Source organism: Mycobacterium sp. E1214, assembly GCF_001666755.1.
In the GTDB taxonomy this organism is placed as follows: domain Bacteria; phylum Actinomycetota; class Actinomycetes; order Mycobacteriales; family Mycobacteriaceae; genus Mycobacterium.
Genome location: NZ_LZJC01000093.1, coordinates 42,014 through 66,448 on the forward strand (window position 1 = coordinate 42,014; position 24,435 = coordinate 66,448).

A 24,435-nucleotide genomic window follows, 5' to 3' on the forward strand; every position below is an offset into this window, starting at 1 on the left:
GGCTACTCCCCGACCGCGGCCAGCGCCTGCGGCAGCGTGAACCGTCCGGCGTAGAGGGCCTTGCCCACGATGGCGCCCTCGACCCCGCTGCCGGTCAGGGTGGCGATGGCGCGCAAGTCGTCCAGGCTGGACACCCCGCCGGAGGCGATCACCGGCGCGCCGGTGCGCCGCGTGACCGCGGCGAGCAACTCCAAGTTGGGGCCGCCCAGTGTGCCGTCCTTGGTGACGTCGGTGACCACGTAGCGCGAACATCCTTCGCCGTCAAGGCGTTCCAGCACCTCCCAGAGGTCGCCGCCGTCGGTCTCCCAACCGCGCCCGCGCAGCCGATGGGTGCCGGCGGGGTGGTCCTTGTCGATCTGCACGTCCAGGCCGACGGCCACCTTGTCGCCGTGCTCGCTGATCGCGCGGGCGCACCATTGCGGGTTCTCCAGCGCGGCCGTGCCCAGGTTCACCCGCGCGCAGCCCGTGGCCAACGCCGCGGCCAGGGAGTCGTCGTCGCGGATGCCGCCGGACAGCTCCACCTGCACGTCGAGCTTCCCGACGACCTCGGCGAGCAGTTCGCGGTTGGAGCCGCGGCCGAACGCGGCGTCCAGGTCGACCAGGTGAATCCACTCCGCCCCGTCGCGCTGCCACGTCAGGGCGGCGTCCAGCGCCGAGCCGTACTCGGTCTCGCTGCCCGCCTTGCCTTGCACCAGGCGCACGGCGCGCCCGTCGACGACGTCGACCGCCGGTAACAGAATCAGTGCCATTACAGTCCCTCAACCCAATTGCTCAACACGGCCGCTCCGGCGTCCCCGCTCTTCTCCGGGTGGAACTGGGTGGCCGACAGCGGGCCGTCCTCGACGGCGGCCAGAAAACGCGCCTGATGGGTCGCCCACGTCAGCACCGCGTCGGGCGACCCCTCCCAGCGCTGCGCGGCGTAGGAGTGCACGAAATAAAACCGGGTGTCCGCGTCCAGGCCCTTGAAAAGGGTTGTGCCGGGCCCAGATTCGACGACGTTCCAGCCCATGTGCGGGATCACCGGGGCGTCGAGCCGCGTGACGGCGCCCGGCCACTGGCCACACCCCGTGCTCTCCACGCTGAACTCCACGCCGCGGGCGAACAGGATCTGCATCCCGACGCAGACGCCCAGCACCGGGCGCCCCGCGGCGACCCGTTCGGCGATGATGCGCTCGCCGCCGATCTTGCGCAGGCCCGTCATGCACGCCTCGAAGGCGCCGACGCCGGGCACCACCAGCCCGTCGGCGGCCGCCGCGGCACCGGCGTCGGCGGTCACCTCGACGGCCGCGCCGGTGCGTTCCAGGGCGCGCTGCGCCGACCGCAGGTTGCCCGAGCCGTAATCCAGGACGACAACCGATTTCGCCGTCACAGAACACCTTTGGTGGACGGCACGCCGGACACCCGCGGGTCGGGCTCGACCGCCTGACGCAACGCGCGGGCCACCGCCTTGTACTGGGCCTCCGTGATGTGGTGCGGGTCGCGGCCGTAGAGCACCCGCACGTGCAGCGCGATGCGGGCGTTGGCGGCCAGCGACTCGAACACGTGCCGGTTGATCACGGTGTGATACGGCACCGAATTGCCCGCGATGGTGGTGTGCTGCAGGTGATCCGGCTCGCCGCTGTGCACGCAGTAGGGCCGGCCGGACACGTCGACCGCGGCGTGGGCCAGCGTCTCGTCCATCGGGATGAACGCGTCGCCGAACCGGCGGATGCCCCGCTTGTCGCCGAGCGCCTGCCCGAGCGCGGCGCCCAGCGCGATCGCGGTGTCCTCGATGGTGTGGTGGCCCTCGATCTCGATGTCACCCCTGGTGTGCACGGTCAGATCGAAACTGGCGTGGCTGCCCAGCGCCGTGAGCATGTGGTCGTAGAACGGCACACCGGTGTCGATGTCGACCTGCCCGGTGCCGTCGAGGTCGAGTTCGATGACGATGTCGGATTCCTTGGTGCGGCGCTCGATGCGCGCGCGACGCGTTCCTACGTCGGTGGTGGTCACGGTGCTCCTACGGGGGTGGCTGGTGCCAGTTCGGTGGCGGCAAGCCGGGCGCTGGCCTCGAGGAACGCGTCGTTCTCCGCGGCCAGGCCCGTGGTGACGCGCAGGTATCCGGGGATCCCGACGTCGCGGATCAGGACGCCGGCGTCGAGGTAGCGCTGCCAGGTGGCCGGCGCGTCGGCGAAATCGCCGAACAACACGAAGTTGGCGTCGCTGGGAATGACCCGAAAACCCAACTGCCGCAACGCCGCCGCGACGCGCTCGCGTTCGGCGACCAGCGTGGCCACGCTGCCCAGGGTGTCGTCGGCGTGCCGCAGCGCCGCCCGGGCCGCGGCCTGGGTGACGCACGAGAGGTGATACGGCAGCCGCACCAGCAGCATCGCGTCGATGACGGCCGGCGTGGCGATCAGGTAGCCCAACCGGCCCCCGGCGAAGGCAAAGGCCTTGCTCATGGTCCGGCTCACGATCAGCTTGGTGGGGTAGTCCGCCACCAGTCGCACCGCGCTGGGCTGCGCGGAGAATTCGCCGTAGGCCTCGTCGACGATCACGATGCCCGGCGCCACGTCGAGCAGCCGGCGCAGGTCGTCGAGCGAAACACTTTGGCCCGACGGGTTGTTGGGGCTGGCCACGAACACCACGTCGGGCCGGCGCTCGGTGATCGCGGCGACCGCCGCAGCCACGTCGAGCCCGAAGTCGTCGGCACGCGCGGCCTGCAACCACTCGGTGCGGGTGGCATCGGAGATGATGGGGTGCATCGAGTACGACGGCACGAACCCGATGGCCGTGCGGCCCGGCCCGCCGAACGCCTGCAGCAGCTGTTGCAGTATCTCGTTGGAACCGTTTGCCGCCCAGAGGTTTTCGACGCCCAACGGGACACCGGTCTGGACGCTGAGGTAGGCGGCCAAATCGGTGCGCAGCGCCACCGCGTCGCGGTCGGGGTAGCGGTGCAGCTCGGCGGCCGCCTCCCTGACCGAACGCACCACGTCGTCCACCAGCGCCTTGCTGGGCGGGTGCGGGTTCTCGTTGGTGTTCAGCCGCACCGGCACCACCAATTGCGGTGCGCCGTACGGCGATTTGCCGCGCAGGTCGTCACGCAACGGCAGGTCGGCCAGGCCGGGTGCGGGCTGCCCGGTCACCGCTCGAACCTCCGCCGTACCGCCTCGCCGTGCGCCGGCAGGTCTTCGGCCTCGGCCAGCGCCAGCACGTGGCCGGAGACGTCTTTGAGGGCCGCCTCGGTGTAATCCACCACGTGGATGCCGCGCAGGAACGTCTGCACCGACAGGCCGCTGGAGTGGCGGGCGCTCCCCGCGGTGGGCAGCACGTGGTTGGACCCGGCGCAGTAGTCGCCGAGGCTGACCGGGGCGAAGGCGCCGACGAAAATCGCGCCGGCCGCGGTGATCCGGCCCGCGACCGTGGCGGCGTCGACGGTCTGGATCTCGAGGTGCTCGGCGGCGTAGGCGTTGACCACCCGGACGCCGGCGTCCAGGTCGTCGACCAGGATGATCGCCGATTGCGGACCCCCCAGCGCGGCCGTGACCCGCTCGCGGTGCACCGTGGTGCCCAGCTGCGCCGCCACTTGCGCCTCGGTGGCGGCGGCCAGGTCCTCGCTGGGGGTCACGAGCACGCTGCCCGCGAGCTCGTCGTGCTCGGCCTGACTGATCAGGTCGGCGGCCACGTGTACCGGATCGGCGGTGCCATCGGCCAGGATCGCGATCTCCGTCGGCCCCGCCTCGGCGTCGATGCCCACCCGCGAGCGGCACAGGCGCTTGGCGGCCGTGACGTAGATGTTGCCGGGTCCGGTGATCATGTCGACGGGAGCCAGGTCGCGCCCGTCCGTGTCGGTGCCGCCGTAGGCCAGCAACGCGACCGCCTGCGCGCCGCCTACGGCCCACACCTCGTGGACACCCAGCAGGCGCGCCGCCGCCAGGATCGTGGGGTGCGGCAACCCGCCGAATCGGGCCTGCGGCGGGGTGGCCACCACCAGCGAAGCGACCCCGGCGGCCTGCGCCGGTACGACGTTCATCACCACGCTGGACGGGTACACCGCGTTGCCGCCCGGCACGTACAGGCCGACCCGTTCGACGGGCACCCAGCGCTCGGTGACCGTGGCGCCCGGGCCCAGGGTGGTCGTGACGTCGGTGCGGCGCTGGTCGGCGTGCACCGCGCGGGTGCGCTCGATCATCACCCGCAGGGCGTCGACGACGGTGGCGTCCAGGCCCGCCAGCGCGTCGGCGAGCGCCGCGTCGGCCACCCGCACGGCCGCGGGGCGCACCCCGTCGAAGGACGCGCCGTACTCCAGGGCCGCCTCGGCGCCCCGCTCCGCGACGTCCTGCACGATCGGGCGCACGCGGGGCAGCACGGCCTCCACGTCGGCGCCGCCACGCGGCAGCGCCGTCCGCAACCGGGCAGCCGTCAGCTCCACGCCCCGCAAGTCGATGCGGGCCATCGGCGACGGTCCAGTGGTGCTCACGTCGTCCATTGTCCCAGAGGAACTCAAGTCGATATCCGGCCGGTACAGTGCCGTCTGACACGCCGTCTGACACGCCGTCTGACACCCCTAGCCCGCGTTACCCCCTCGGGAGCCGCCATGTCCGCCAAGGATCACCCCAACCACGCCCCCGGGACCCCGATGGTGTTCCCGCTGTGGTTCGAGCGTTTCCAGATCAAGTACTTCAACCCCGCGGTGAAGCCGCTCGTGCGGTTTCTGCCCCGCACCGCGACCATCAAGCACCGCGGCCGCACGTCCGGCAAGCCCTACGAGACCATCGTCACGCCGTACCGCAAGGGCAACGTGCTGGCCATCGCCCTGGGCCATGGCAAGACCAATTGGGTCAAGAACGTGCTGGCCGCCGGGGAGGCGGATCTGCAGCTCGGCCGCGACCGCGTGGTGCACCTCACCAACCCGCGAATCCTGCCGGCCGGCTCCGACGGTACGGGCCTGCCGCGGCTCGCGCGGCTGCAGCTGCGCCGCATCGGCATCTTCGTCGCCGACATCGCCTGACGGCGGACCCAGCCGCCGCGGCCTTACATGTCCAGGCCGACGTCGAGCACCCGCACCGAGTGCGTCAGCGCCCCGACGGCCAGAAAATCCACCCCGGTGCCGGCGTAGGCGGCCGCGTTCTCCAGGCTCAGCCCGCCCGACGATTCGAGCAGCACGCCGGGCGCGCGGGCGTCGCGCCGTTGCACGGCCATCTGCGTCTGCCACACCGGGAAGTTGTCCAGCAGCACCAGCTCCGGCTTCTCGGGCAACACCTCGTCCAGCTGCTCGAGTGAGTCGACCTCCACCTCGCACGGCAGGCTGGGCGCGGCGTCGCGCACGGCGCGCAGCGCGCCGACCACCGAGCCCGCGGCCACCACGTGGTTGTCCTTGATCAGCGCCGCGTCGCCCAACCCCATCCGGTGGTTGACGCCGCCGCCCACCCGAACGGCGTACTTCTGCAGTACCCGCAGGCCGGGCAGCGTCTTGCGGGTGTCGCGCACCTTGGCCTTGGTGCCGTCCACGGCCGCGACCCAGTCCGCGGTCGCCGTGGCAATCCCGGACAGGTGGCAGACCAGGTTCAGCATGGTCCGCTCGGCCGTCAACAGACCGCGCGTCTCGGCCCGCACGGTCAGCGCCGGCTCGCCGGGCTGCAACCGGGCGCCGTCCTCGGCGCGGTGCTGCACCTCGTAGCCGCCGGCCAGGACGGCGTCGAGCACCAGCAGGGCCACGTCGATCCCGGCGATGACGCCCGCCTCCCGCGGCACCATCGACGCGGTCGCGACGGTGCCCGGGGGCACCGTCGCCGACGTGGTGATGTCGGGGCCGTAACAGAGGTCCTCGTCGAGCGCGCGCCGGATCGCGTCCCGGGCGGCGTTGCGTTCCGCCTCGGTCAGCATGGGGAGCCGACCGCCGCGAGCGCCTCGACCAGCACGGTGTGCTGGTCTTCGGCGAGCCGCAGCACGGTGCTGCGCGCGTGTTCGGGCGCGGCGTCGGGGTAGTCGGCGCGGTGGTGGCAGCCCCGGCTCTCGGTGCGGGCCAGGGCGGCGGCCGTGACCGCGCGCGCGGCCACCGCCAGGGCGACGTCTTCGAAGTCGCGGCGGCCCGCGACGGCGCGCGCCGGGGCGTCGGCCAGCGTGCCGGCCAGCCGGCACAGCCCGGTGGCCTCGCGCACCACCGAGGCGTCGCGGCTCATCGCCCGCTGAAGCTCGCCGCGCTCCGGGGCGGTGTGCACGAGCGGCTCCGGCGGCACCGCCCGGCGGCCGCCCGCCACCGCGGCGTGCTCGGCCGCGGCGGTGCCGGCGCGCCCGCCCACCACCAGCCCCTCGAGCAGGCTGTTGGAGGCCAACCGGTTGGCCCCGTGCAGGCCGGTGCGGGCCACCTCCCCGGCCGCGTAGAGGCCGGGCAGCTCGGTGCGGCCGTGCACGTCGGTGACGACGCCGCCGCAGCTGTAGTGCGCGCCCGGCACCACGGGAATGGGCTGCCGGGTCGGGTCGATGCCCGCCGCCCGGCACGCGGTGGTGACGGTCGGGAACCGGGCGGCCAAGCCGGTGATGTGCCGCGCATCGAGGAACACGCACGGGTCGCCGGTCGCCCTCAGGCGCGCGTCGATGGCCGCCGCGACGACGTCGCGCGGCGCCAGGTCGCCCATCGGGTGCACGCCGGCCGTGACCGAATGGCCCTGACGGTCCAGCAGCACGGCGCCCTCGCCGCGGAGGGCCTCGGTCACCAGCGGACGCCGGCCACCGGCGGCGTCGGGGGTGAACAGCATGGTCGGGTGGAACTGGATGAACTCCAGGTCGCTGACCGCAACCCCGGCCCACAGCGCCAGCGCGATGCCGTCGCCCGTGGAGCCCTCGGGGTTGGTGGTCGCGCCATAGAGATGTCCGAGGCCGCCGGAGGCCAGGATCACCGACGGCGCGCTGACGATCCCGTAGCCGTCCCGGTTACGCACCAGGACGCCGGTGACCGCCGCACCGTCGTGCAGGACCCGCAGCGCCACGTGGCCGATGCGGATGTCCAGCGCGCGGGCGGCGTGGTCGAGCGCGCGCTGGACCTCGGCGCCGGTGGCGTCACCGCCGGCGTGCACGATGCGCCGCCGCGAGTGGCCGCCCTCGCGGGTCAGCGCCCAGCGGCCGGGCGCGGATTCGTCGAAACGGGCCCCGCCACCGACCAATTCGGCCACCGCGCGGTGGCCGTCGGCGACGATCGAGCACACGGCTTCCGGGTCGCACAACCCGGCGCCGGCCACCACGGTGTCCGCGGCGTGGGCCTCGATGGAGTCGTCGTTTTCCGGGTTGTCGGGCAGCACCACCGCGATGCCGCCCTGCGCGTAGTGGGTCGCGGTCGCGCCGTACGGCTGGTCGGCCTTGCTGAGCACGACGACGCTGCGCCCGGCGCGGTGCGCCGCCAGCGCGGCGGCCAGGCCCGCGACGCCGGTGCCGATCACCACGACGTCGGCGACGTCAGTCCACGCGGGACGCGTGATCATTCGCCACCGCCCGGCTGGCCGATCTCGATCATGCGCTGGACGCTGCGCCGGCCCGCCGCCGCGACGTCGGGGTCCACGTGCACCTCGTCCGCGCCCTCGACCAGGCAGCGCAGCAGCGCCGCGGGGGTGATCATCTTCATGTACTTGCACGACGCGCGGTCGTTGACCGCGCGGAAGTCGACTTGTGGTGCCGCCCTGCGCAATTGGTGCAGCATGCCGACCTCGGTGGCGACCAGCACCTTGCGGGCCCGCGAGGAGTGGGCCGCGTCGAGCATGCCGCCGGTGGACAGGATCTTCACCCGGTCGGACGGGAAGGCGCCCTCACCGGCCAGGTACAACGCCGAGGTCGCGCACCCGCACTCGGGGTGCACGTACAGCTCGGCGTCGGGGTTGGCCCGCGCCTGCTCGGCCAGCTCGTCGCCGTTGATGCCGGCGTGCACGTGGCACTCACCGGCCCAGACGTGGAGGTTGCTGCGCCCCGTCACCCGGCGCACGTGGGCGCCGAGGAACTGGTCCGGGCAGAACAACACCTCGCGGTCGGGATCGATGGACGCGACGACGTCGACCGCGTTGGAGGAGGTGCAGCAGATGTCGGTGAGCGCCTTGACCGCCGCGGTTGTGTTGACGTAGGAGACGACGACCGCGCCGGGGTGCTCGTCCTTCCAGGCGGCGAGCTCCTCCGGGGTGATGGAGTCGGCCAGCGAGCAGCCGGCCCGCTGGTCGGGGATAAGCACCGTCTTGTCGGGACTCAAGATTTTGGCGGTCTCGGCCATGAAGTGCACGCCGCAGAACACGATGGTGTCCTCGGGCACCTCGGCGGCGATCCGGGACAGCGCCAGCGAGTCCCCGACGTGGTCGGCGACGTCCTGGATCGCGGGCAGCTGGTAGTTGTGCGCGAGCACCGTGGCGCCGCGCAGCGTCGCCAACCGGCGGACCTCGGCGGCCCACTGCTCGTCACCGTCCACCCCGGTGTAGCCGGCGGCAGAGTCGGTGATGTCGGCGATCAGGTCTTCGGCGAGCGTGTCCATGCGATTCATAACCGTCACGGCGGCTCCTTTCAGCCCGAGAGGTTTTCGACTTATAATCGAAAACATGGCCCATGGTAGCACCGAGCACGAAGTCCTCGCGGTCGTGTTCCAGGTTCGCCAGGCGCCCGGGCAGGTTACGCGAGGGCCGCAGGCGCAGAAACCGCAGCTGAACGTGCTGTTATGGCAGCGTGCCCAGGATCCGCAGCGCGGCGCCTGGTCGCTGCCGGGCGGCCGGCTGCGCGCCGACGAGGACATGACCACCTCGGCGCGCCGCCAGCTGGCCGAGAAGGTCGACCTCAAGCAGCTGGCCCACCTCGAACAGCTGGCGGTGTTCTCCGAACCGCACCGGGTGCCGGGCGCCCGGATGATCGCCTCCACTTTCCTGGGCCTGGTGCCCTCCCCCGCCAGCCCCGAACTGCCGCCCGACACCCGCTGGCACCCCGTGAGCTGCCTGCCGCCGATGGCCTTCGACCACGGGCCGATGGTGGCGCACGCCCGCACCCGGCTGATCGCCAAGCTGTCCTACACGAACATCGGATTCGCCCTGGCGCCAAGAGAATTCGCGTTGTCGACGCTGCGCGACATCTACGGCGCCGCGCTCGGCTACCAGGTCGACGCGACCAACCTGCAGCGCGTGCTGGCGCGGCGCGGGGTGATCACCCAGACCGGGACCATCGCGCAGTCCGGCCGCAGCGGGGGGCGCCCCGCCGCGCTGTACCGCTTCACCGACGCGGCCCTGCGGGTCACCGACGAATTCGCCGCGCTGAGGCCGCCGGGGCCGCCGGGACCCGGATGAGCCCGCCGGACCGCTAGGCTTGCCCAAAACGCGTCGTCGGGCGACGCGCGATCGACCGGCCCCGGCAGCCGTTCCGCGGCGTGGGCGAGAACTGCCTCACACCGCGGCGACGACGTTTGGTTACCTACCGTTCGTACGGGACAATGCCGGTTGGCCACGAAGGGAGCCTCAATGGCTGAGCTCGGCAACTTGGCAGGCACGCAGGGTGCGGAATGGATCGCCCGACCCCCGCACGAGGAACTGCAGCGCAAGGTCCGCCCGCTGCTGCCCTCGGACGACCCGTTCTACCAGCCCCCGCTGGGTTATCAGCACGCCGAACCTGGCACCGTGTTGCGGTCCCGCGACGTCGAGCTGGCCTTCCTCGGCCTGATCCCGCAGCCCATCAAGGCCGTCCAGTTGCTGTACCGGACGATGGACATGAACGGCGAGCCCGAGGCGACGGTGACCACGGTGATCGTCCCCGCCCATCTGGTGCCCGGCCGCACCTGCCCGGTGCTGTCCTACCAATGCGCCATCGACGCCGTGTCGTCGCGCTGCTTCCCGTCGTACGCGCTGCGGCGCCGCGCCAAGGCGCTCGGCGCCATCGGCCAGCTCGAACTCTTCCTGATCACCGCCGCCGTCGCCGAGGGGTGGGCGGTGTCGGTGCCCGACCACGAGGGGCTGCGCGGCCTGTGGGGCGCGCCGTACGAGCCCGGCTACCGCGTCCTGGACGGAATCAGGGCCGCGCTGAGCTCCGAGCGTCTGGGCCTGTCGCCGTCGGCGCCCGTCGGGCTGTGGGGTTACTCGGGCGGCGGGCTGGCCAGCGCGTGGGCGGCCGAGATGTGCGCCGATTACGCGCCCGAGCTGGGCATCGTCGGGGCGGTGCTCGGCTCCCCCGTCGGCGACCTGGGCAACACGTTCCGCCGGCTCAACGGCAGCTTCCTGTCCGGCCTTCCGGCCCTGGTCGTCGCGGCCCTCGCCCACATCTACCCGGACCTGGACCGGGTGATCCGCGAGCACTCCAACGAAGAGGGCCGCGCCCTGCTCGACTCGCTGGAAAAGATGACCACCGTGGAGGCCGTCATCCGGATGGCCGGCAAGAACATGGGCGACTACCTCGACGAGCCGCTCGAGCAGATCCTGTCCACCCCGGAGATCACGTACGTCTTCGACCACATCAAACTGGGCGCCGCGGTCCCCACACCCCCGGTGCTGATCGTGCAGGCCGTGCACGACTACCTGATCGACGTGCACGACATCGACGTGCTCGCCGACGCGTATTCGGCCGGCGGCGCGAAGGTCACTTACCACCGCGACGCGTTCAACGAGCACATGCTGCTGCACCCGCTGTCGGCACCGATGACGTTGCGTTGGCTCACCGACCGGTTCGAGGGTCGGCCGCTCACCGAGCACCTGGTCCGCACCACGTGGCCGACCATGTTCAATCCGATGACCTACGTCGGCATGGCGCGCCTGGCCAGGATCGCGGCCAAGGTGCTCACCGGCCGCAGAATCGGCCGCCGTCCGCTATAAGACGCTCGCCCCGGTAGCGCCCCCGGGCGCCGCCGGCAGCGCGTGCTCCGGCTCGTCGACCATCCGCAGCGCCCCCAGGTCGTCGCGGGCGTCCGCCGCCGCCAACGCCGCGTACACCAACGCGGCGATGCCACCCGGCCACACCAACGTCAAGGCGATGTGCAGCATCCCCCGCGCGAATAGCACCGGCGGCGCCTGCGTCACGTAAGCCACCGAGGGCTTGCCGACCAGGGGGACCGCGTCGAAGTCCAACGCCCCGTAGCGGAGGCGAACCAGCGCCGCGCCCACGGCCGTGGCGACGGCCGCGGCGGCGACCATCCCCACCGACAGCGCGACGAGCATGCCCGGGCCGCGGTGCGCCCGCCACTGCCACACCAGGACGGCCGACACCACCGCCAACGCGGTGAGCAGCCCCAGCATCAGGCAGGGCGCGTCGAAGAAGTGCTCGGATTCGTTGCCCAGGTAGTCGTGCACCCGCTCCCCCTGGCGGGTGAGCGCGACCACGGCGCCGATCGGCGGGGCGATCCCGGCCCACAGCGCCCCGACGAGCAGCCCCGACGCCGCCGAGCCCAGCCCCGTGACGGCGATCGCGCGGGCGCGGGCCGACCGCGGCGTGGCCGCCGGCGCCGCTAGCTCGGTCACCGCTGCGCCTCCAGATCGGCGGAATCGACCTCGCCGTGCCGCGAACACCGCGCCCGCCAGCCGTCGGGGCGCACCTGTACCACCATCCGGCGCCCGCACTCGGCGCAGAACCGGGGCGGTTCGAGACCCAGCTGGGCGGCTGTCGGCACCGCGCTGCCCCCCAATTCCCCGGTGTAGACGTTGTAGACCCCGGCACGCACCGGGGCGCCCGAATTACCGACCACGAGCGCGCCGCCTAGCCGCGTCGGACGCGGCTACAGGCTCGCATTGAGCGCCTTGAGCGGCATCTGCAGGTCGTCGAGCAACTCCAGGTCGGCCTCGGCGGGGCGGCCGAGCGTGGTCAGGTAGTTCCCCACGATGACCGCGTTGATGCCGCCCAGGATGCCCTTCTTGGCGCCCAGGTCGCCGAGCGTGATCTCGCGGCCGCCGGCGAAGCGCAGCATGGTGCGCGGCAACGCCAGCCGGAACGCGGCGACCGACTTCAGCGCCTCGGACGCCGGCAGCACCTCCAGGTCGCCGAACGGCGTTCCGGGCCGCGGGTTGAGGAAGTTCAGCGGCACCTCGTCCGGGCCCAGTTCGGCCAGCTCCGCCGCGAACTCCGCGCGCTGCTCGAGCGTCTCGCCCATGCCGAGGATGCCGCCGCAGCACACCTCCATGCCGGCGTCGCGGACCATCGACAGCGTGTCCCAGCGCTCCTCCCAGGTGTGGGTGGTGACGACGTTGGTGAAGAACGAGCGGGCGGTCTCCAGGTTGTGGTTGTAGCGGTGCACGCCCATCGCGGCGAGCTGCTCGACCTGCTCGGGCGTCAGCATGCCCAGCGAGCAGGCGATGTTGATCTCGACCTCGTTGCGGATCGCCTCGATGCCGGCCGCGACCTGGGCCAGCAGCCGCTCGTCGGGGCCGCGCACCGCGGCCACGATGCAGAACTCCGTCGCGCCGGACTTGGCGGTCTGCTTGGCCGCCTCGACCAGGCTGGGGATGTCGAGCCGCGCGCTGCGTACCGGCGAGGCGAACAGCCCCGACTGCGAGCAGAAGTGGCAGTCCTCGGGACACCCGCCGGTTTTGAGGCTGATGATGCCCTCGACCTCGACCTCGGGGCCGCACCAGCGCATCCGGACCTCGTGGGCGAGCGCCAGCAGGTCGTCGAGCCGCTCGTCGGGCAGCTGGAGCACCCGCAGGACCTGCTCGCGATGCAACCCCTCGCCACGCTCGAGCACCTGCTCCCTGGACACCGCCAGGATGTCTGCGTCGTGGGCGCCGGTCGTCGGTCGAGTTGCCGCTTGAGTCACCAGGTACTCCCCTGCATCTGTGTTGCGGCCGCGCGCGCGGCCGCCCCTGCCCCATCGTGGTGGCAGCCTGAATAAAAGTGTTCAAAGTAGGGTAGCGGCCGCTGATCGTGGGGACTGCCGGGGTATGTCAGCACAATGACTCCTGTGCACGTCCAGTACGAAGCCCACCACATGTTGCTGCTGGCGATTCCGGCGTTCCTGCCGGCCGTCATCGTCGTCGGCGTGATCCTCTACGTCGCTCTCAAAGACCGTCGCGCCGGTGACGGCGACGAGGCGGCGGGCGGTCCCGAGCCCACCCGCTCGGTCGGCGACGAGAAAGGGTGATTGACGACACGCCCGGCGGGGCATTCCGCGATCAGCTACTGGATTCCTAACTTACTGAAGAGTAAGTTGCTGTTCACTGAACCGCGCGAGTTGGAGGGCACAACGATGGAGTCGACGGGGTTGACGCTTCTCGCCGCACCACCGGCACGGGGCGCCGGACTGAACCAGGTGATCGGGCTTTCGATAGCCGCGTTCGTGATCACGCTGGCGTTGCTGTGGATCGGCCATGCGCACCGCACGCACCGCATCCAGTGGCTGACCCGCCTTGCCGACAAGTTGGGCGAGAAGTTCCACCGGCCCAACTGGGTGGCGCTGCCGGTCCTGATCTTCACCACGTCGATCATCTGCGCCCTGTTCGGGTTCATCTGGGACGTCAGCTGGCACATCGGCAACGGCCGGGATCCCGGACCGCTGGCAAACCCGGCGCACTACTTCATCATCATCGGGTTGTTCGGGGTGTTCCTGGGCGGCCTGACGTCGATCGTGCTGCCCTTCGACAAGCCCGGACCGGCGGCGGTGCGCATCACGCGCAACTGGCACGCCCCCGTCGGCGGCGTGTTGATGGCCGGCTGCGGGCTCTACGCGATGATCGGGTTTCCGCTCGACGACATCTGGCACCGCATCTTCGGCCAGGACGTGACGCTCTGGGGTCCCACGCATCTGATGATGATCGGTGGGGCCTGCTTCTCCCTGTTCGCGGTGCTCATGCTCGAACGGGAGGGCGAGGCGCACGACGGCGACGAGGTGACCCACGGCGCGTTCATCACCTTTCTGCGCTACCTGTCCTTCGGCGGCCTGTTCATCGGCCTGTCCGTCTATCAGATCGAATTCGACTTCGGCGTGCCCCAGTTCCGGCTGGTGTTCCAGCCGATGCTGATCGCCGCGGCCGCCGCCCTGGCGGCCGTCGCCGCCCGCGTCACCATGGGCCGCGGCGCCGCGATCATCGCGGCCATCTTCGCGATCGCGCTGCGCGGCGGCGTCGCGCTGCTGGTCGGCCCCATCCTCGGTGCCCCGATCAACTGGTTCCCGCTCTACCTGGGCCCGGCCCTGGTCGTCGAGCTCGTGGCGCTCACCCCACTGTTCGCGCGGCCGGTGCTCTTCGGCGCCGTCTCGGGCCTGGCGGTCGGGACGGCGGGGCTGTGGCTGGAATCGCTGTGGATCGGGGCCGTCTACCACTACCCGTGGCCGACGAGCATGTGGGCCGAGGCCCTGGTGACGGCGGTGCCGGTAGCCGTGCTCACCGGCATGTGCGGCGCCATGTTCGGCATGGTGCTGACCGGGCAACGCCTTCCTGGCCGCCGGCTCGGCATCGCGGTGGTCACGCTGACGGTGCTGGTGATCGGCGGCGCGGTGGCCAACGGGCTGCACATCACCGTGCCGAGCCAGAACACCGCCACGGTCACGCTGACGGACCTGCCCAGCGCGCCCGACCAGCGGATGGTGTCGGCCGACGTCCAGCTCAATCCCGCGTTCGTCAGCGACAACCCGGATTGGCTGACCATCCTGTCCTGGCAGGGGCGCATGCAGAACCACCGCGGTTTGACGATCGACCGCCTCGCCAAGGTCGGGCCGGGGCACTACCGGTCGACCCAGCCCGTACCGGTGTGGGGCGAATGGAAGACGCTGCTGCGGGTGCAGGACGGCCGCACCATGACGGCGGTGCCCATCTGGGAGCCGGCCGACGACGCCATCCCGGCGCCCGAGGTGCCCGCGCTGGCGTCCAGCACCCGGCCGTTCGTCCTGGAGGTGACGATCCTGCAGCGCGAACGTGACCAGAGCGCGCCGGCTTGGCTGTTCACCGCCGGGGGCATCGTGGTGTTGATCTTCACGCTGATGGTGATCTCCGCGTTGACCTGGGGCGCGGGTCGCCTCAACAACGCCGACGAAGCGCCCGAACCGGTGGAGGCCAAGCAGCCGATGCCCGGCACCCCCCAGGCGGCGTGACCGATGCGAGCTCGCAGCACCCTGGTCGCGGCGTGGGTGGTGGCGCTGGTGTGCGCCCTGGTCGCCTGCGGCGGTAAATCGTCACCCGGGCAGCCGGCCGCGGCCGGCCTGGACATCAACGTCACCATCGCCAACGGCCAGGTCACCCCCACCAACGCGACGCTGCAGGCCAAGGTGAACCAGCAGATCACCCTGCACGTGACCAGCGACGCGACCGACGAGTTGCATGTGCACTCGACGCCCGACCACAAGTTCCCGGTGGCCGCGGCGCCCAACCAGAGCTTCCAGTTCTCGGTCGGCGTCCCGGGCAACGTCGAGGTCGAGCTGCACCACCTGAACCGCACCATCGCGACCATCCAAGTCCAACCGTGAGCGGTGCCGGCGCGACCGTCCTGGTCGCGCACGGCCTCGGCGGCTCGGGTGACCTTCCGGTGCCCTACGCCTACGCGATGGTCGGCGCGGCGTGGGCGTTGACGTTCACCTTCGCCCTGGTGGCCTTCGCGTGGAAACGGCCAAGGTTCGATCCCGCGAAGCCGGGGCGGGAGCTGCCGGCGCTGACGCGGGTGGTCGACGCCCCGGCGACCCGCTGGACCGCCGCCGGACTGGCGCTGCTGGTGGCCGGCTGGGCGGTGGCCGCCGGGGTGTGGGGCCCCGACTCGGAGGCCAACGCCCTGCTCGGCGTGTTCTACGTGCTGCTGTGGGTCGGGTTGGTGGCGCTGTCGCTGGTGGCGGGCCCGGTTTGGCGGGTGATCTCCCCGATTCGCACGGTGTATGTGCTGCTGCGCCGCGCCGTCGGCGAGCGGCTGGGCCGGCCGCGGCTCGGCTATCCCGAGGCCTGGGGTTACCGGCCGGCCGCGCTAGGTCTGTTCGCGTTCGTGTGGATGGAGTTGGCCAGCCCCAACTCGGCGTCGCTGCCCTGGGTCCGCGGCTGGCTGTTGGTCTACGCGCTGGCGATGTTGGTCGGGGCCTGGCTGTGCGGGCAGCGCTGGCTGGCGCGGGCCGACCCGTTCGGCGTCTACAGCGTCGCGGTGTCGCGGCTTTCGGCGTTTCGCCGCAACCGGGAGACCGGGATGATCGCCTTGGGCAATCCGCTCGACCACCTGCCGTCGCTGCCGGTCCGGCCCGGCGTCGTGGTGCTGCTGGCGGTGTTGCTGGGCTCCACCGCGTTCGACAGTTTCTCCTCCTCGCCGACCTGGCGGGGCTTCGCCGACGGGGCCGGGCGGGGCCTGGGCATGCCGCCCGCCGTGGCGTCGTCGGTGCTGCGGACGGTCGGCCTGCTCGTGTTCGTCGCGGTCGTCGCCCTCACCTTCTCGGGCGCGGCCCGGGCGACCGGCGGCGTCGACCGCGCGCAGCGCCGCGCGCTGCCCGGGGAGATGGCGCATTCGCTGATCCCGATCGTGGTGGGCTACATCTTCGCCCACTACCTGTCCTACCTGGTCGAGCGCGGTCAGCAGGCCGTGATCGCGCTCGCCGACCCGTTCGGCCGCGGCTGGAACGTGTTGGGGCTGGCGCACTCCCACGTGGCCTACGTGCTCTCGCTGCACCCGCCGGTGCTGGCCGCCGTCAAGGTGACCTGCGTGGTCACCGGGCACATCGTGGCCGTGATCGCGGCGCACGACAAGGCGTTGCGGCTGCTCCCCAAGGGCCACCAGCTGACCGGGCAGCTCACCATGATGCTGGTCATGGTCGCCTACACCTTCACCGGCCTGTACCTGTTGTTCGGCGGCTAACCGATCAGATAGTCGACTTTCGCGTCGCCGTCCCACCGGCGCAGCGCGGCGAAGGTGCCCTCGAACGCCGGCGGGGTCCCCGCGACACCCGCCGCGGCGCTCAGCGTGGGACCGGCGACCCGACGCGCGAGCGTGACGTGCGGCGTCCACTGGTCCGGCAGGGTGTTGGGGGCCGGCGCGGATTCCAGGTGGGGGCCCGATAGACCGTGCGCCGCGACGTGCAGGGCGAGCAGGTCGGCGCTCGGCACGATCAGCCGGGCCAGGATGGCGTGCGAGCGCCCGAGCAGCACCGGCGCCCCGACGGTGCAGCGCAGCGGGAGTCGTCCGGTCAGCGGCCGCAGCGCGGCGTCCGCCGCCGCGCCGATGCGCTCGGCCACCACCAGCGTCACGTGCGGGCGGCCGGCCGGTGTCTGGCTGACGACGTCGGGCGCGTCGTCGAGCGCCTCCCACACGCCCCGGATCGTCGCCTCGGTATCGGGGTCGAAGAGCAGCTCGATCGAGTGCACCATTCAGGCGACCAGGCTCGCGACCCAGGCGGGGTCGAAGGCGGCGGCGGCCACCTCGGCGTCCGCGGCGGCGTCCAGCGAGCCGGCGCCCGCGGGCAGCGCGGCCCGCAACGCGGCCAGCCGGGCCAGCGCCGGGCGATTCGACGTCTCGGCGGGCCCGGGCGCCGCCGGCCAGCTTCCGATGACCAGCCCGGCGCACGCAACACCGCGCGCGGCAAGGGCCTCCAGCGTCAGCGCGGTGTGGTTGAGGGTGCCCAACCCGGGGCCGGCCACCACCACGGCGGCGGCGGCCAGCTCGGCGGCGAGGTCGCGCAGTGTGACGCCGGCGGCCGCGAGCTCGACCAGCAACCCGCCGGCACCCTCGACCAGCGTCAGCCGGCCCGGCCGGTCCAGCTCGCGGATCAGGCGCAGCAGCTGCTCGCCGGTGGGCAGCGCCGCCCCGGCGCGCTCGGCCGCGGCGGCCGGAGCGAGCGGCTGTGGGTAGCGGGCCAACCCGGCCAGCGCGGTCACCCCGGACAGGCGGGCCACCTCGGCGAGGTCGTCGTCGCCGTCGGCGGTGCCGGTCTGCACCGGCTTGCACACCGCCACGTCCAGCCCGGCCAGCCGGGCGTGACAGGCCAGCGCCGCGGTGGCGACCGTCTTACCCACCCCGGTGCCGGTGCCGGTGACGGCCACGACGGTCAACGGCGCGGCCTAACCGAGGCCGCCGAGCACGCCGGTCAGCACCCGGCGCGCGAGGTCGAGGTCGTCGGCGTCCAGCGAGGCGCGCGCGGTCAACCGCAACCGCGACGTCCCCGCGGGCACCGACGGCGGGCGGAAACACCCCACCTTCACCCCGGCCCGCAGGCAGGCGGCGGCCGCGGCCACCGCCAGGTCCGGGTCGCCGAGGACCACCGACACCACCGCGGACTGTGGGGCCTCCGACGCGGGGACACCGCAGATCTCGGCCAGCGTGCGCGCGTGGCTCAGCACCGCCTCGGCCCGCCAGGGCTCGGACCGCAGCACGGCCAGCGCGGCCCCCGCGGCGCCGACGGACGCCGGCGCCAGGCCGGTGTCGAAGATGAACGTCCGCGCCGCGTCGATCAGGTGGGCCCGCACGGGCGCGGGTCCCAGCACGGCCCCGCCCTGGCTGCCCAGCGCCTTGGACAGGGTGGTGGTCATGACGATGTCGGGCGCACCGGCCAGCCCGACCTCGTGCAGCAGGCCGCGGCCGCCGCCGCGCACGCCCAGGCCGTGGGCCTCGTCGACGAGCAGCAGCGCGCGGTGCCGGCGGCACACCTCGTGCAAGGCGAGCAGCGGGGCCAGGGCGCCGTCGGTGCTGAACACCGATTCGGTGATGACGACGGCGCGCTCTTCGGTGCGCGACCGCAGGGCGGCCTCGACGGCGTCGACGTCGCGGTGCGGGGTCACCACCACCCGCGCGCGGGACAGCCGGCAGGCGTCCACCAGCGACGCGTGCGCGTAGGCGTCCGACACCAGCAACGCGTCGCGGCCCGACAGGCCGACCACGGCGCCCAGGTTGGCCGCGTACCCCGACGAGAACAGCAGGCCGGCCTCCGCGCCGGCGAAGCCGGCGAGCTCGGCCTCGAATTGCTGGTGCAGCTCGGTGTCGCCGGTGACCAGCCGGGACCCGGTGGCGCCCGCACCCCACATGCGCAGAGCCGCGACCCCGCCCTCGATCACATCGGGATGTTGCGACAGGCCCAGGTAGTCGTTGGAGGCCAGGTCCAGCTCGGTGCCCACGGGCGGCCGCGGCCGCAGCGAGCGGCGCAGCCCGGCCTCGCGGCGCTGCAGCTCCACCGCCTCCAGCCACGCCAGCGGCGAGGCGTCGCTGGGTGCGTGCCGCCGGGCGTTCATGGACCTAGAGCCTACGAGAGCCGACCAGGCGGGCGACGTCGACCATCGCCGAGGTGATCTGGTCGATCTCGGCGGGCTCGCAGACGTAGGGCGGCATGGCGTAGACGAGGTTGCGGAACGGGCGCAGCCAGACGCCGCGGTCCAACGCCGCCGGGGTGGCGACGGCCAGGTCGACGGGCCGGTCGCATTCGACGACGCCGATGGCGCCACAGACCCGCACGTCGGCGACCCCGGGCAACGCCCGGGCCGGTGCCAGCCCGGCGGTCAGGCCGGCCGCGATGTCGGCGACGCGGGCCCGCCAGTCCTGGGCGAGCAGCAGCTCGACACTGGCCACCGAGACGGCGCAGGCCAGCGGGTTGGCCATGAACGTGGGCCCGTGCATGAGCGCCCCGGCCTCGCCGGTGCTGATGGTGTGGGCGATCTCGGCGGTGCACAGCGTGGCGGCCATGCTCAGGTAGCCGCCGGTGAGCGCCTTGCCCACGCACATGATGTCGGGGCTCACCGCCGCGTGGTCGGCGGCGAACAGCTCGCCGGTGCGGCCGAAGCCGGTGGCGATCTCGTCGAACACCAGCAGGACGTCATGGCGCCGGCAGACGTCGCGCAGGTCGCGCAGGTACTGGGGATCGTGAAAGCGCATGCCGCCGGCGCCCTGGACCACCGGCTCGACGATGACGGCGGCCAGCTCGTCGGCGTGCTCGGCCAGCTGCGCCTCGAACGCCGCGCTGTAGGCGGGGTCGTGGTGTCGCGGCACCTGCGGGGCGAACAGCTGGCGGGCCAGGATGTCGGTCCACAGCGAGTGCATGCCGCCGTCGGGGTCGCACACGCTCATCGGCGTGAAGGTGTCGCCGTGGTAGCCGCCGCGCCACGTCATCAGCCGGTGCTTGCCCGACCGGCCGCGGCTGCGCCAGTACTGCAGCGCCATCTTCACCGCGACCTCGACCGACACCGACCCGGAGTCGCTGAAGAACACCGTCTCCAACCCGGCCGGCGTGATCTGCACCAACAGCTGCGCCAGCCGGGCCGCCGGTTCGTGGGTCAAGCCGCCGAACATGACGTGGTTCATCGCGGCGAGCTGGGCCGTCATCGCTGCGTCCAGCACCGGGTGGCCGTGGCCGTGGATCGCGGTCCACCAGGAGCTCATCGCGTCCAGCGCCTCGACCGGCCGCCCGTCGCGGATCAGCGTCAGCCAGGGGCCGTGGGCGGCGACGGCGACGACGGGCGCGACGGCCTCGGCGCCGATCGTGCTGTAGGGGTGCCACAGGTGCGCGGCGTCGATCGCGCTGATCTGCTCGGGCGTCAGCCCGGCCCTCGCCGCCGGCATAGTGATCGAGCGTAGGACAGCCGGAGTCGCGCGAACGCCGCCCATCGGGAAGCATGGAATCCCATGGCCACGCCGCAGCAGCCCGACGACCCCGGCGCGAGGCCGCCGTCGAACGCCGTCAACGACGCCCCGGTGGCGGACTACGACGACGAAGCGCCGCGGGTACTGCGGGTGCGGCTGGTGCCCTGGGACGTCGTGTGCACGGTGGTGCTGTCCGCCCTGCTGGTGGTGCTGGCCACGGCGACGACCTGGCCGTCGCGGCTGTTCGGCTTCCTCGCCAACGTCTGCGAGGGGGACACCTGCGGGCCCGTGCCGTTCGGGATCGACTACTACATCCACCCGGTGGTGTGGGGCGGCATCGGCGCGGCCATCGCGGCCGTGGTGGTGGGCCCGCTGGTGTCCATTCTGAAGGGTTGGTACATGTCGTTCTGGCCGGTGCTGGCCCTCGCGATCGTCATGGTGAGCTCGGTCGCCGGGGCCGTCCTGACGATATTCAGCGAACGTTACTGGGCCTGACCCGTTTCGTCGCCGACCGCCCGTCGAGCGGTTATGACCGCGTCCCGCTGAGACCGAAATCACAACGCTGAGGCGGTGATTGACCGCGCCCGTCACCGTCCGGTCACGTTCCGACAAAAAATGCCCTTGGTCCCTGGCGGCTAACTCGGTCTGTTGTCAAAGTGGCAATTGTAACTGATGGGAATGAAGCGGCCACCCCGCGTCATTCACGTCCGCAAGCGTCACGACGGTGATCGGGCCCGGCGCAGGGGCCGGCGCCGGTCGTGAACCGGGGGCGGAGGCGCGAAGTCACCGCGCCGAAGCCCAACGAGCCCCGAGAGGCCTGAACGAACATGAAACGCATCTCCGCCTTCGCGATCGGCTTGGCCATCCTGGCGGGCCCGGTGGCCGCCCCGGTCATCGCGGCCGCCGACCCGGGTGCCCGATCCATGGACTACCAGCAGGCCACCGACGTGGTGATCGCGCGCGGCCTTTCGCAGCGCGGCGTGCCGTTCTCGTGGGCCGGCGGCGGGGTGAACGGCCCCAGCCGCGGCACCGGCACCGGGATCAACACGGTCGGCTTTGACGCCTCGGGCCTGATGCAGTACGCCTACGCGGGCGCCGGCATCAAGCTGCCGCGGTCGTCGGGCGCGATCTACCGGGCCGGTCAGAAGATCCTCCCGCAGCAGGCGCACAAGGGTGACCTGATCTTCTACGGCCCCGACGGCACTCAGAGCGTCTCGATGTACCTCGGCAACAATCAGATGCTCGAGGTCGGCGACGTCGTCCAGGTGTCCCCGGTGCGTGCCGCCGGCATGACGCCGTATCTGGTGCGGGTGTTGGGCGCGCAGTCGGCGGCGGTGCCGCAGGCGCCCGCGCAGCAGACGCCCGCCCAGCAGGTTCCGACGCAGCAGACGCCCGGCCAGCAGGTGCCCGCCCAGCAGGCCCCGCTGCAGCAGGCGCCGGTCCAGCAGGTCCCGACGCAGCAGTCCCCGCTGCAGCAGGCACCGGTCCAGCAGGTCCCGACGCAGCAGTCCCCGTTGCAGCAGGCACCGGTCCAGCAGGTCCCGACGCAGCAGGCCCCGCTGCAGCAGGCCCCGGTCCAGCAGCTGCCCGCCCAGCAGGCCCCGCTGCTACCGCTGCCGGCTCAACAGTCCCCGCTGCAATCCGGGATCAACACCGCCCGCTGACCCCCCACGTCGGCAACCGATCACCCGTCGCTTGACCCCTGTCGGCGCCGGCGGTACTCAGTGCCCCACAGAGAAGCACTCCGCCGCCGCGCGCTGCCAGGAGCCGAACGGCGGGTTTCGGTAAATTAGCGGTCGATCATGCTGACCCTGTCCCCGCCTCCCACGCCGCTGTCCGCCGCGGAAACGGGCGCGCCCGCGGCGGACACCGCGGCGCCGCGGGGGTTCTACCGCTATGACCTCGACGGGCTGCGCGGCATCGCGATCGCCCTCGTCGCCGTCTTCCATGTCTGGTTCGGGCGGGTGTCCGGCGGCGTCGACGTCTTCCTCGCGCTGTCCGGTTTCTTCTTCGGCGGCAAGATCCTGCGCGCCGCGTTGAACCCGGCCGTCACCCTGTCGCCGCCGGCCGAGGTGGTCCGCCTGGTCCGCCGCCTGGTCCCCGCGCTGGTCGTCGTGCTGGCCGGGTGCGCCGTGCTGACCATCCTGGTCCAACCGGAGACCCGGTGGGAGACGTTCGCCGACCAGAGCCTGGCCAGCCTCGGCTACTACCAGAACTGGGAACTGGCCAACAGCGCCTCGGACTACCTGCGGGCCGGGGAGGCCGTCAGCCCGCTGCAGCACATCTGGTCGATGTCGGTACAGGGCCAGTTCTATGTCAGCTTCCTGCTGCTGATCGCCGCGTGCGCCTATCTATTCCGCCGGCCGCTGGGCGCCCACCTGCGCGGCCTGTTCCTGGGGCTGCTGTCCGCGCTGACGCTGGCCTCCTTCGCGTACGCGATCCTGGCCCACCAGCACGACCAGGCGGCGGCGTACTACAACACCTTCGCCCGCGGCTGGGAACTCCTGCTGGGTGCCCTGGCCGGGGCGCTGGTCCCCCACATCCGCTGGCCGGCCTGGCTGCGCGCGACGTTGGCGACGCTGGCGCTGGCCGCGATCCTGGGGTGCGGCGCCCTGATCGACGGCGTGCAGCAGTTCCCCGGTCCCTGGGCCCTGGTCCCCGTCGGCGCCACGGTCCTGATGATCTTGGCGGGCGCCAACCTGGGCACCGGGCCCGACGCCGCCGAGCGGATGCCGCTGCCCAACCGGTTGCTCGCGACGCGGCCGCTGGTGGCGTTGGGCGCGATGGCGTACTCGCTGTACCTATGGCACTGGCCGCTGCTGATCTTCTGGTTGTCCTTCACCGGTCACCGGCATGCGAACCTCGTCGAGGGCGCGGCGGTGCTGCTCATCTCGGGCGTGCTGGCCTACCTGACCACCAGGCTCGTCGAGGACCCGTTGCGCTACCGCGCGTCGGCGAAGTCGTCCGCCCCGGTACCCGCGGTGCCCGTTCCCTGGCTGGTGCGCCTGCCGCGACCGACGCTGGCGCTGGGCACCGCGATCGCCCTGCTCGGCGTCACCCTGACCGCCACCTCGTTCACCTGGCGCCAGCACGTCACCGTCCTGCGGGCGGCCGGCAAGGAGCTCAGCGTCCTCAACCCGCAGGACTATCCCGGGGCCCGGGCGCTCACCGAGCACGTGCGGGTGCCGTCGCTGCCGATGCGTCCCAGCGTCCTGGAGATCAAGCAGGACCTGCCCGCGTCCACGCGGGACGGCTGCATCAGCGACTTCGTCAACCCGGCCGTGGTCAACTGCACGTACGGCGACGTGACGGCCGACCGGACCATCGCGCTGGCGGGCGGCTCGCACGCCGAACACTGGCTGCCCGCCCTGGACCTGCTGGGCAAGCTGCACCAGTTCAAGGTCGTCACGTATCTGAAGATGGGCTGCCCGCTGTCCACCGAGGAAGTCCCGTTGATCATGGGCAATAACGCCGCCTACCCGCAGTGCCGCGAGTGGGTGCAGCGAACGATGGCCAAGTTGGTCAACGACCACCCCGATTTCGTGTTCACCACCTCCACCCGGCCGTGGAACATCAAGCCCGGCGACGTGATGCCGGCGACCTACATCGGGATCTGGCAGACGTTCTCCGACAACAACATTCCCGTCCTGGCGATGCGGGACACGCCATGGCTGGTGCGCAACGGCAAGCCGCTGGACCCGGCCGACTGCCTGGCCAAGCGCGGCAATTCCCAGTCGTGCGGGGTGAAGCGCTCCGAGGTGTTGGCCGACCGCAACCCCACCGTCGATTTCGTCCCGCAGTTCCCGTTGCTCAAGCCGCTGGACATGTCCGACGCCATCTGCCGCGCCGACGAATGCCGCGCCGTGGAGGGCAACATCCTCATCTATCACGGCGCCCACCACCTGTCCCCCACCTACGTGCGCACCATGACCGGCGAACTCGGCCGGCAGCTCGCCGCGGCCACCGGGTGGTGGTGACCAGCCGCGGCGGCGGTGTGGCCGGATCGAC

24 protein-coding genes and 1 pseudogene are annotated in these 24,435 nt (G+C 72.2%); 10 read left to right on the forward strand and 15 right to left on the reverse strand.

From position 1 onward, the window contains the following. Window positions 1-2: 2 nt before the first annotated feature. Genes priA through hisD form a run of 5 tightly spaced genes read right to left on the reverse strand, consistent with a single transcriptional unit; the run spans window position 3 to window position 4,468 of the window. Window positions 3-749, reverse strand: coding sequence for a bifunctional 1-(5-phosphoribosyl)-5-((5-phosphoribosylamino)methylideneamino)imidazole-4-carboxamide isomerase/phosphoribosylanthranilate isomerase PriA (gene priA, locus A5700_RS13030; protein ID WP_068066962.1), 747 nt, complete (start codon window positions 747-749; stop codon window positions 3-5). After that, complete coding sequence (hisH, locus tag A5700_RS13035; protein ID WP_068066967.1) at window positions 749-1,369, reverse strand: imidazole glycerol phosphate synthase subunit HisH; 621 nt, start codon at window positions 1,367-1,369, stop codon at window positions 749-751. Before hisH ends, priA begins: the two co-directional genes overlap by 1 nt. Next, window positions 1,366-1,992 (reverse strand): imidazoleglycerol-phosphate dehydratase HisB, encoded by a 627-nt coding sequence (gene hisB / locus A5700_RS13040; RefSeq protein WP_068066972.1) that lies wholly within the window; start codon window positions 1,990-1,992, stop codon window positions 1,366-1,368. Before hisB ends, hisH begins: the two co-directional genes overlap by 4 nt. Then, window positions 1,989-3,125, reverse strand: coding sequence for a histidinol-phosphate transaminase (locus A5700_RS13045; RefSeq protein ID WP_068066974.1), 1,137 nt, complete (start codon window positions 3,123-3,125; stop codon window positions 1,989-1,991). The genes hisB and A5700_RS13045 overlap by 4 nt, the downstream gene beginning before the upstream one ends. Further along, window positions 3,122-4,468, reverse strand: a complete 1,347-nt coding sequence (gene hisD / locus A5700_RS13050; protein WP_068066978.1) for a histidinol dehydrogenase — start codon at window positions 4,466-4,468, stop codon at window positions 3,122-3,124. The genes A5700_RS13045 and hisD overlap by 4 nt, the downstream gene beginning before the upstream one ends. A 108-nt stretch (window positions 4,469-4,576) precedes the next feature. On the opposite strand from hisD, the gene A5700_RS13055 reads away from it, so the two are divergent. Continuing rightward, window positions 4,577-4,990: a nitroreductase family deazaflavin-dependent oxidoreductase gene (locus A5700_RS13055; RefSeq protein ID WP_068066981.1), complete on the forward strand. Its 414-nt coding sequence runs from the start codon at window positions 4,577-4,579 to the stop codon at window positions 4,988-4,990. Between the two features lie 23 nt (window positions 4,991-5,013). On the opposite strand, the gene nadC is transcribed toward A5700_RS13055, so the two are convergent. The 3 genes from nadC to nadA are packed head-to-tail and all read right to left on the reverse strand — an operon-like array spanning window position 5,014 to window position 8,485. Further along, window positions 5,014-5,865 (reverse strand): carboxylating nicotinate-nucleotide diphosphorylase, encoded by an 852-nt coding sequence (gene nadC / locus A5700_RS13060; RefSeq protein WP_068204782.1) that lies wholly within the window; start codon window positions 5,863-5,865, stop codon window positions 5,014-5,016. Further along, on the reverse strand, window positions 5,859-7,457 hold the full coding sequence (locus tag A5700_RS13065; protein WP_068066987.1) for an L-aspartate oxidase: 1,599 nt from the start codon (window positions 7,455-7,457) through the stop codon (window positions 5,859-5,861). The genes nadC and A5700_RS13065 overlap by 7 nt, the downstream gene beginning before the upstream one ends. Beyond that, the gene (nadA, locus tag A5700_RS13070; RefSeq protein WP_369828269.1) at window positions 7,454-8,485 is read right to left on the reverse strand and encodes a quinolinate synthase NadA; all 1,032 of its coding nucleotides are present in this window, start codon (window positions 8,483-8,485) and stop codon (window positions 7,454-7,456) included. The genes A5700_RS13065 and nadA overlap by 4 nt, the downstream gene beginning before the upstream one ends. Window positions 8,486-8,549: 64 nt before the next feature. On the opposite strand from nadA, the gene A5700_RS13075 reads away from it, so the two are divergent. Together A5700_RS13075 and A5700_RS13080 are read left to right on the forward strand one after the other, a co-directional pair. Beyond that, window positions 8,550-9,281 carry an NUDIX domain-containing protein gene (locus A5700_RS13075; RefSeq protein ID WP_068066992.1) on the forward strand — a complete coding sequence of 244 codons (732 nt, stop codon included), beginning with the start codon at window positions 8,550-8,552 and terminating at the stop codon, window positions 9,279-9,281. Window positions 9,282-9,452: 171 nt separating this feature from the next. Next, a complete protein-coding gene (locus A5700_RS13080; protein WP_068066995.1) occupies window positions 9,453-10,793 on the forward strand; it encodes a lipase family protein in 1,341 nt (446 codons plus the stop codon). Here A5700_RS13080 and A5700_RS13085 read toward each other — a convergent pair. Genes A5700_RS13085 through bioB form a run of 3 tightly spaced genes read right to left on the reverse strand, consistent with a single transcriptional unit; the run spans window position 10,788 to window position 12,724 of the window. Further along, entirely contained in the window at window positions 10,788-11,435 is a 648-nt protein-coding gene (locus A5700_RS13085) for a DUF2567 domain-containing protein (RefSeq protein WP_068066997.1), read from the reverse strand. The two genes, A5700_RS13080 and A5700_RS13085, sit on opposite strands and share 6 nt — an antisense overlap. Next, window positions 11,432-11,659 carry a hypothetical protein gene (locus tag A5700_RS13090; protein ID WP_068067000.1) on the reverse strand — a complete coding sequence of 76 codons (228 nt, stop codon included), beginning with the start codon at window positions 11,657-11,659 and terminating at the stop codon, window positions 11,432-11,434. The genes A5700_RS13085 and A5700_RS13090 overlap by 4 nt, the downstream gene beginning before the upstream one ends. 30 nt (window positions 11,660-11,689) lie before the next feature. Beyond that, window positions 11,690-12,724 (reverse strand): biotin synthase BioB, encoded by a 1,035-nt coding sequence (gene bioB / locus A5700_RS13095; protein ID WP_068067003.1) that lies wholly within the window; start codon window positions 12,722-12,724, stop codon window positions 11,690-11,692. A 135-nt stretch (window positions 12,725-12,859) separates the two neighbouring features. Between bioB and A5700_RS13100 the strand changes: the two genes are divergently transcribed. The 4 genes from A5700_RS13100 (at window position 12,860) to A5700_RS13115 (ending at window position 16,722) form a co-directional block, all read left to right on the forward strand. After that, window positions 12,860-13,048 carry a hypothetical protein gene (locus A5700_RS13100; RefSeq protein WP_068067006.1) on the forward strand — a complete coding sequence of 63 codons (189 nt, stop codon included), beginning with the start codon at window positions 12,860-12,862 and terminating at the stop codon, window positions 13,046-13,048. 105 nt (window positions 13,049-13,153) lie between these two features. Then, complete coding sequence (locus A5700_RS13105) at window positions 13,154-14,992, forward strand: hypothetical protein (protein WP_068204784.1); 1,839 nt, start codon at window positions 13,154-13,156, stop codon at window positions 14,990-14,992. A gap of 3 nt (window positions 14,993-14,995) precedes the next feature. After that, window positions 14,996-15,364: a hypothetical protein gene (locus A5700_RS13110; RefSeq protein ID WP_068067012.1), complete on the forward strand. Its 369-nt coding sequence runs from the start codon at window positions 14,996-14,998 to the stop codon at window positions 15,362-15,364. Further along, window positions 15,361-16,722, forward strand: coding sequence for a hypothetical protein (locus A5700_RS13115; protein ID WP_068067016.1), 1,362 nt, complete (start codon window positions 15,361-15,363; stop codon window positions 16,720-16,722). The genes A5700_RS13110 and A5700_RS13115 overlap by 4 nt, the downstream gene beginning before the upstream one ends. On the opposite strand, the gene A5700_RS13120 is transcribed toward A5700_RS13115, so the two are convergent. Genes A5700_RS13120 through A5700_RS13135 form a run of 4 tightly spaced genes read right to left on the reverse strand, consistent with a single transcriptional unit; the run spans window position 16,719 to window position 20,406 of the window. After that, window positions 16,719-17,231 carry a 2'-5' RNA ligase family protein gene (locus tag A5700_RS13120; RefSeq protein WP_068067019.1) on the reverse strand — a complete coding sequence of 171 codons (513 nt, stop codon included), beginning with the start codon at window positions 17,229-17,231 and terminating at the stop codon, window positions 16,719-16,721. The genes A5700_RS13115 and A5700_RS13120 overlap by 4 nt on opposite strands. Next, complete coding sequence (bioD, locus tag A5700_RS13125) at window positions 17,232-17,912, reverse strand: dethiobiotin synthase (RefSeq protein WP_068204786.1); 681 nt, start codon at window positions 17,910-17,912, stop codon at window positions 17,232-17,234. A gap of 9 nt (window positions 17,913-17,921) precedes the next feature. Continuing rightward, on the reverse strand, window positions 17,922-19,085 hold the full coding sequence (locus tag A5700_RS13130) for an 8-amino-7-oxononanoate synthase (protein ID WP_068067024.1): 1,164 nt from the start codon (window positions 19,083-19,085) through the stop codon (window positions 17,922-17,924). A gap of 4 nt (window positions 19,086-19,089) precedes the next feature. Continuing rightward, window positions 19,090-20,406 (reverse strand): adenosylmethionine--8-amino-7-oxononanoate transaminase, encoded by a 1,317-nt coding sequence (locus A5700_RS13135; RefSeq protein WP_068067027.1) that lies wholly within the window; start codon window positions 20,404-20,406, stop codon window positions 19,090-19,092. A gap of 63 nt (window positions 20,407-20,469) precedes the next feature. Here A5700_RS13135 and A5700_RS13140 point away from each other — a divergent pair, with 63 nt between their 5' ends. The 3 genes and pseudogenes from A5700_RS13140 to A5700_RS13150 all read left to right on the forward strand — a co-directional run bounded on the left by A5700_RS13140 (window position 20,470) and on the right by A5700_RS13150 (window position 24,404). Beyond that, entirely contained in the window at window positions 20,470-20,922 is a 453-nt protein-coding gene (locus tag A5700_RS13140) for a hypothetical protein (protein WP_068067031.1), read from the forward strand. Between the two features lie 332 nt (window positions 20,923-21,254). Continuing rightward, window positions 21,255-21,911 (forward strand): annotated as a pseudogene (gene ripD / locus A5700_RS13145) (NlpC/P60 family peptidoglycan-binding protein RipD); the annotation flags it as partial. 318 nt (window positions 21,912-22,229) lie between these two features. Beyond that, entirely contained in the window at window positions 22,230-24,404 is a 2,175-nt protein-coding gene (locus A5700_RS13150; RefSeq protein ID WP_068067037.1) for an acyltransferase family protein, read from the forward strand. The last annotated feature ends 31 nt before the right edge of the window (window positions 24,405-24,435 follow it).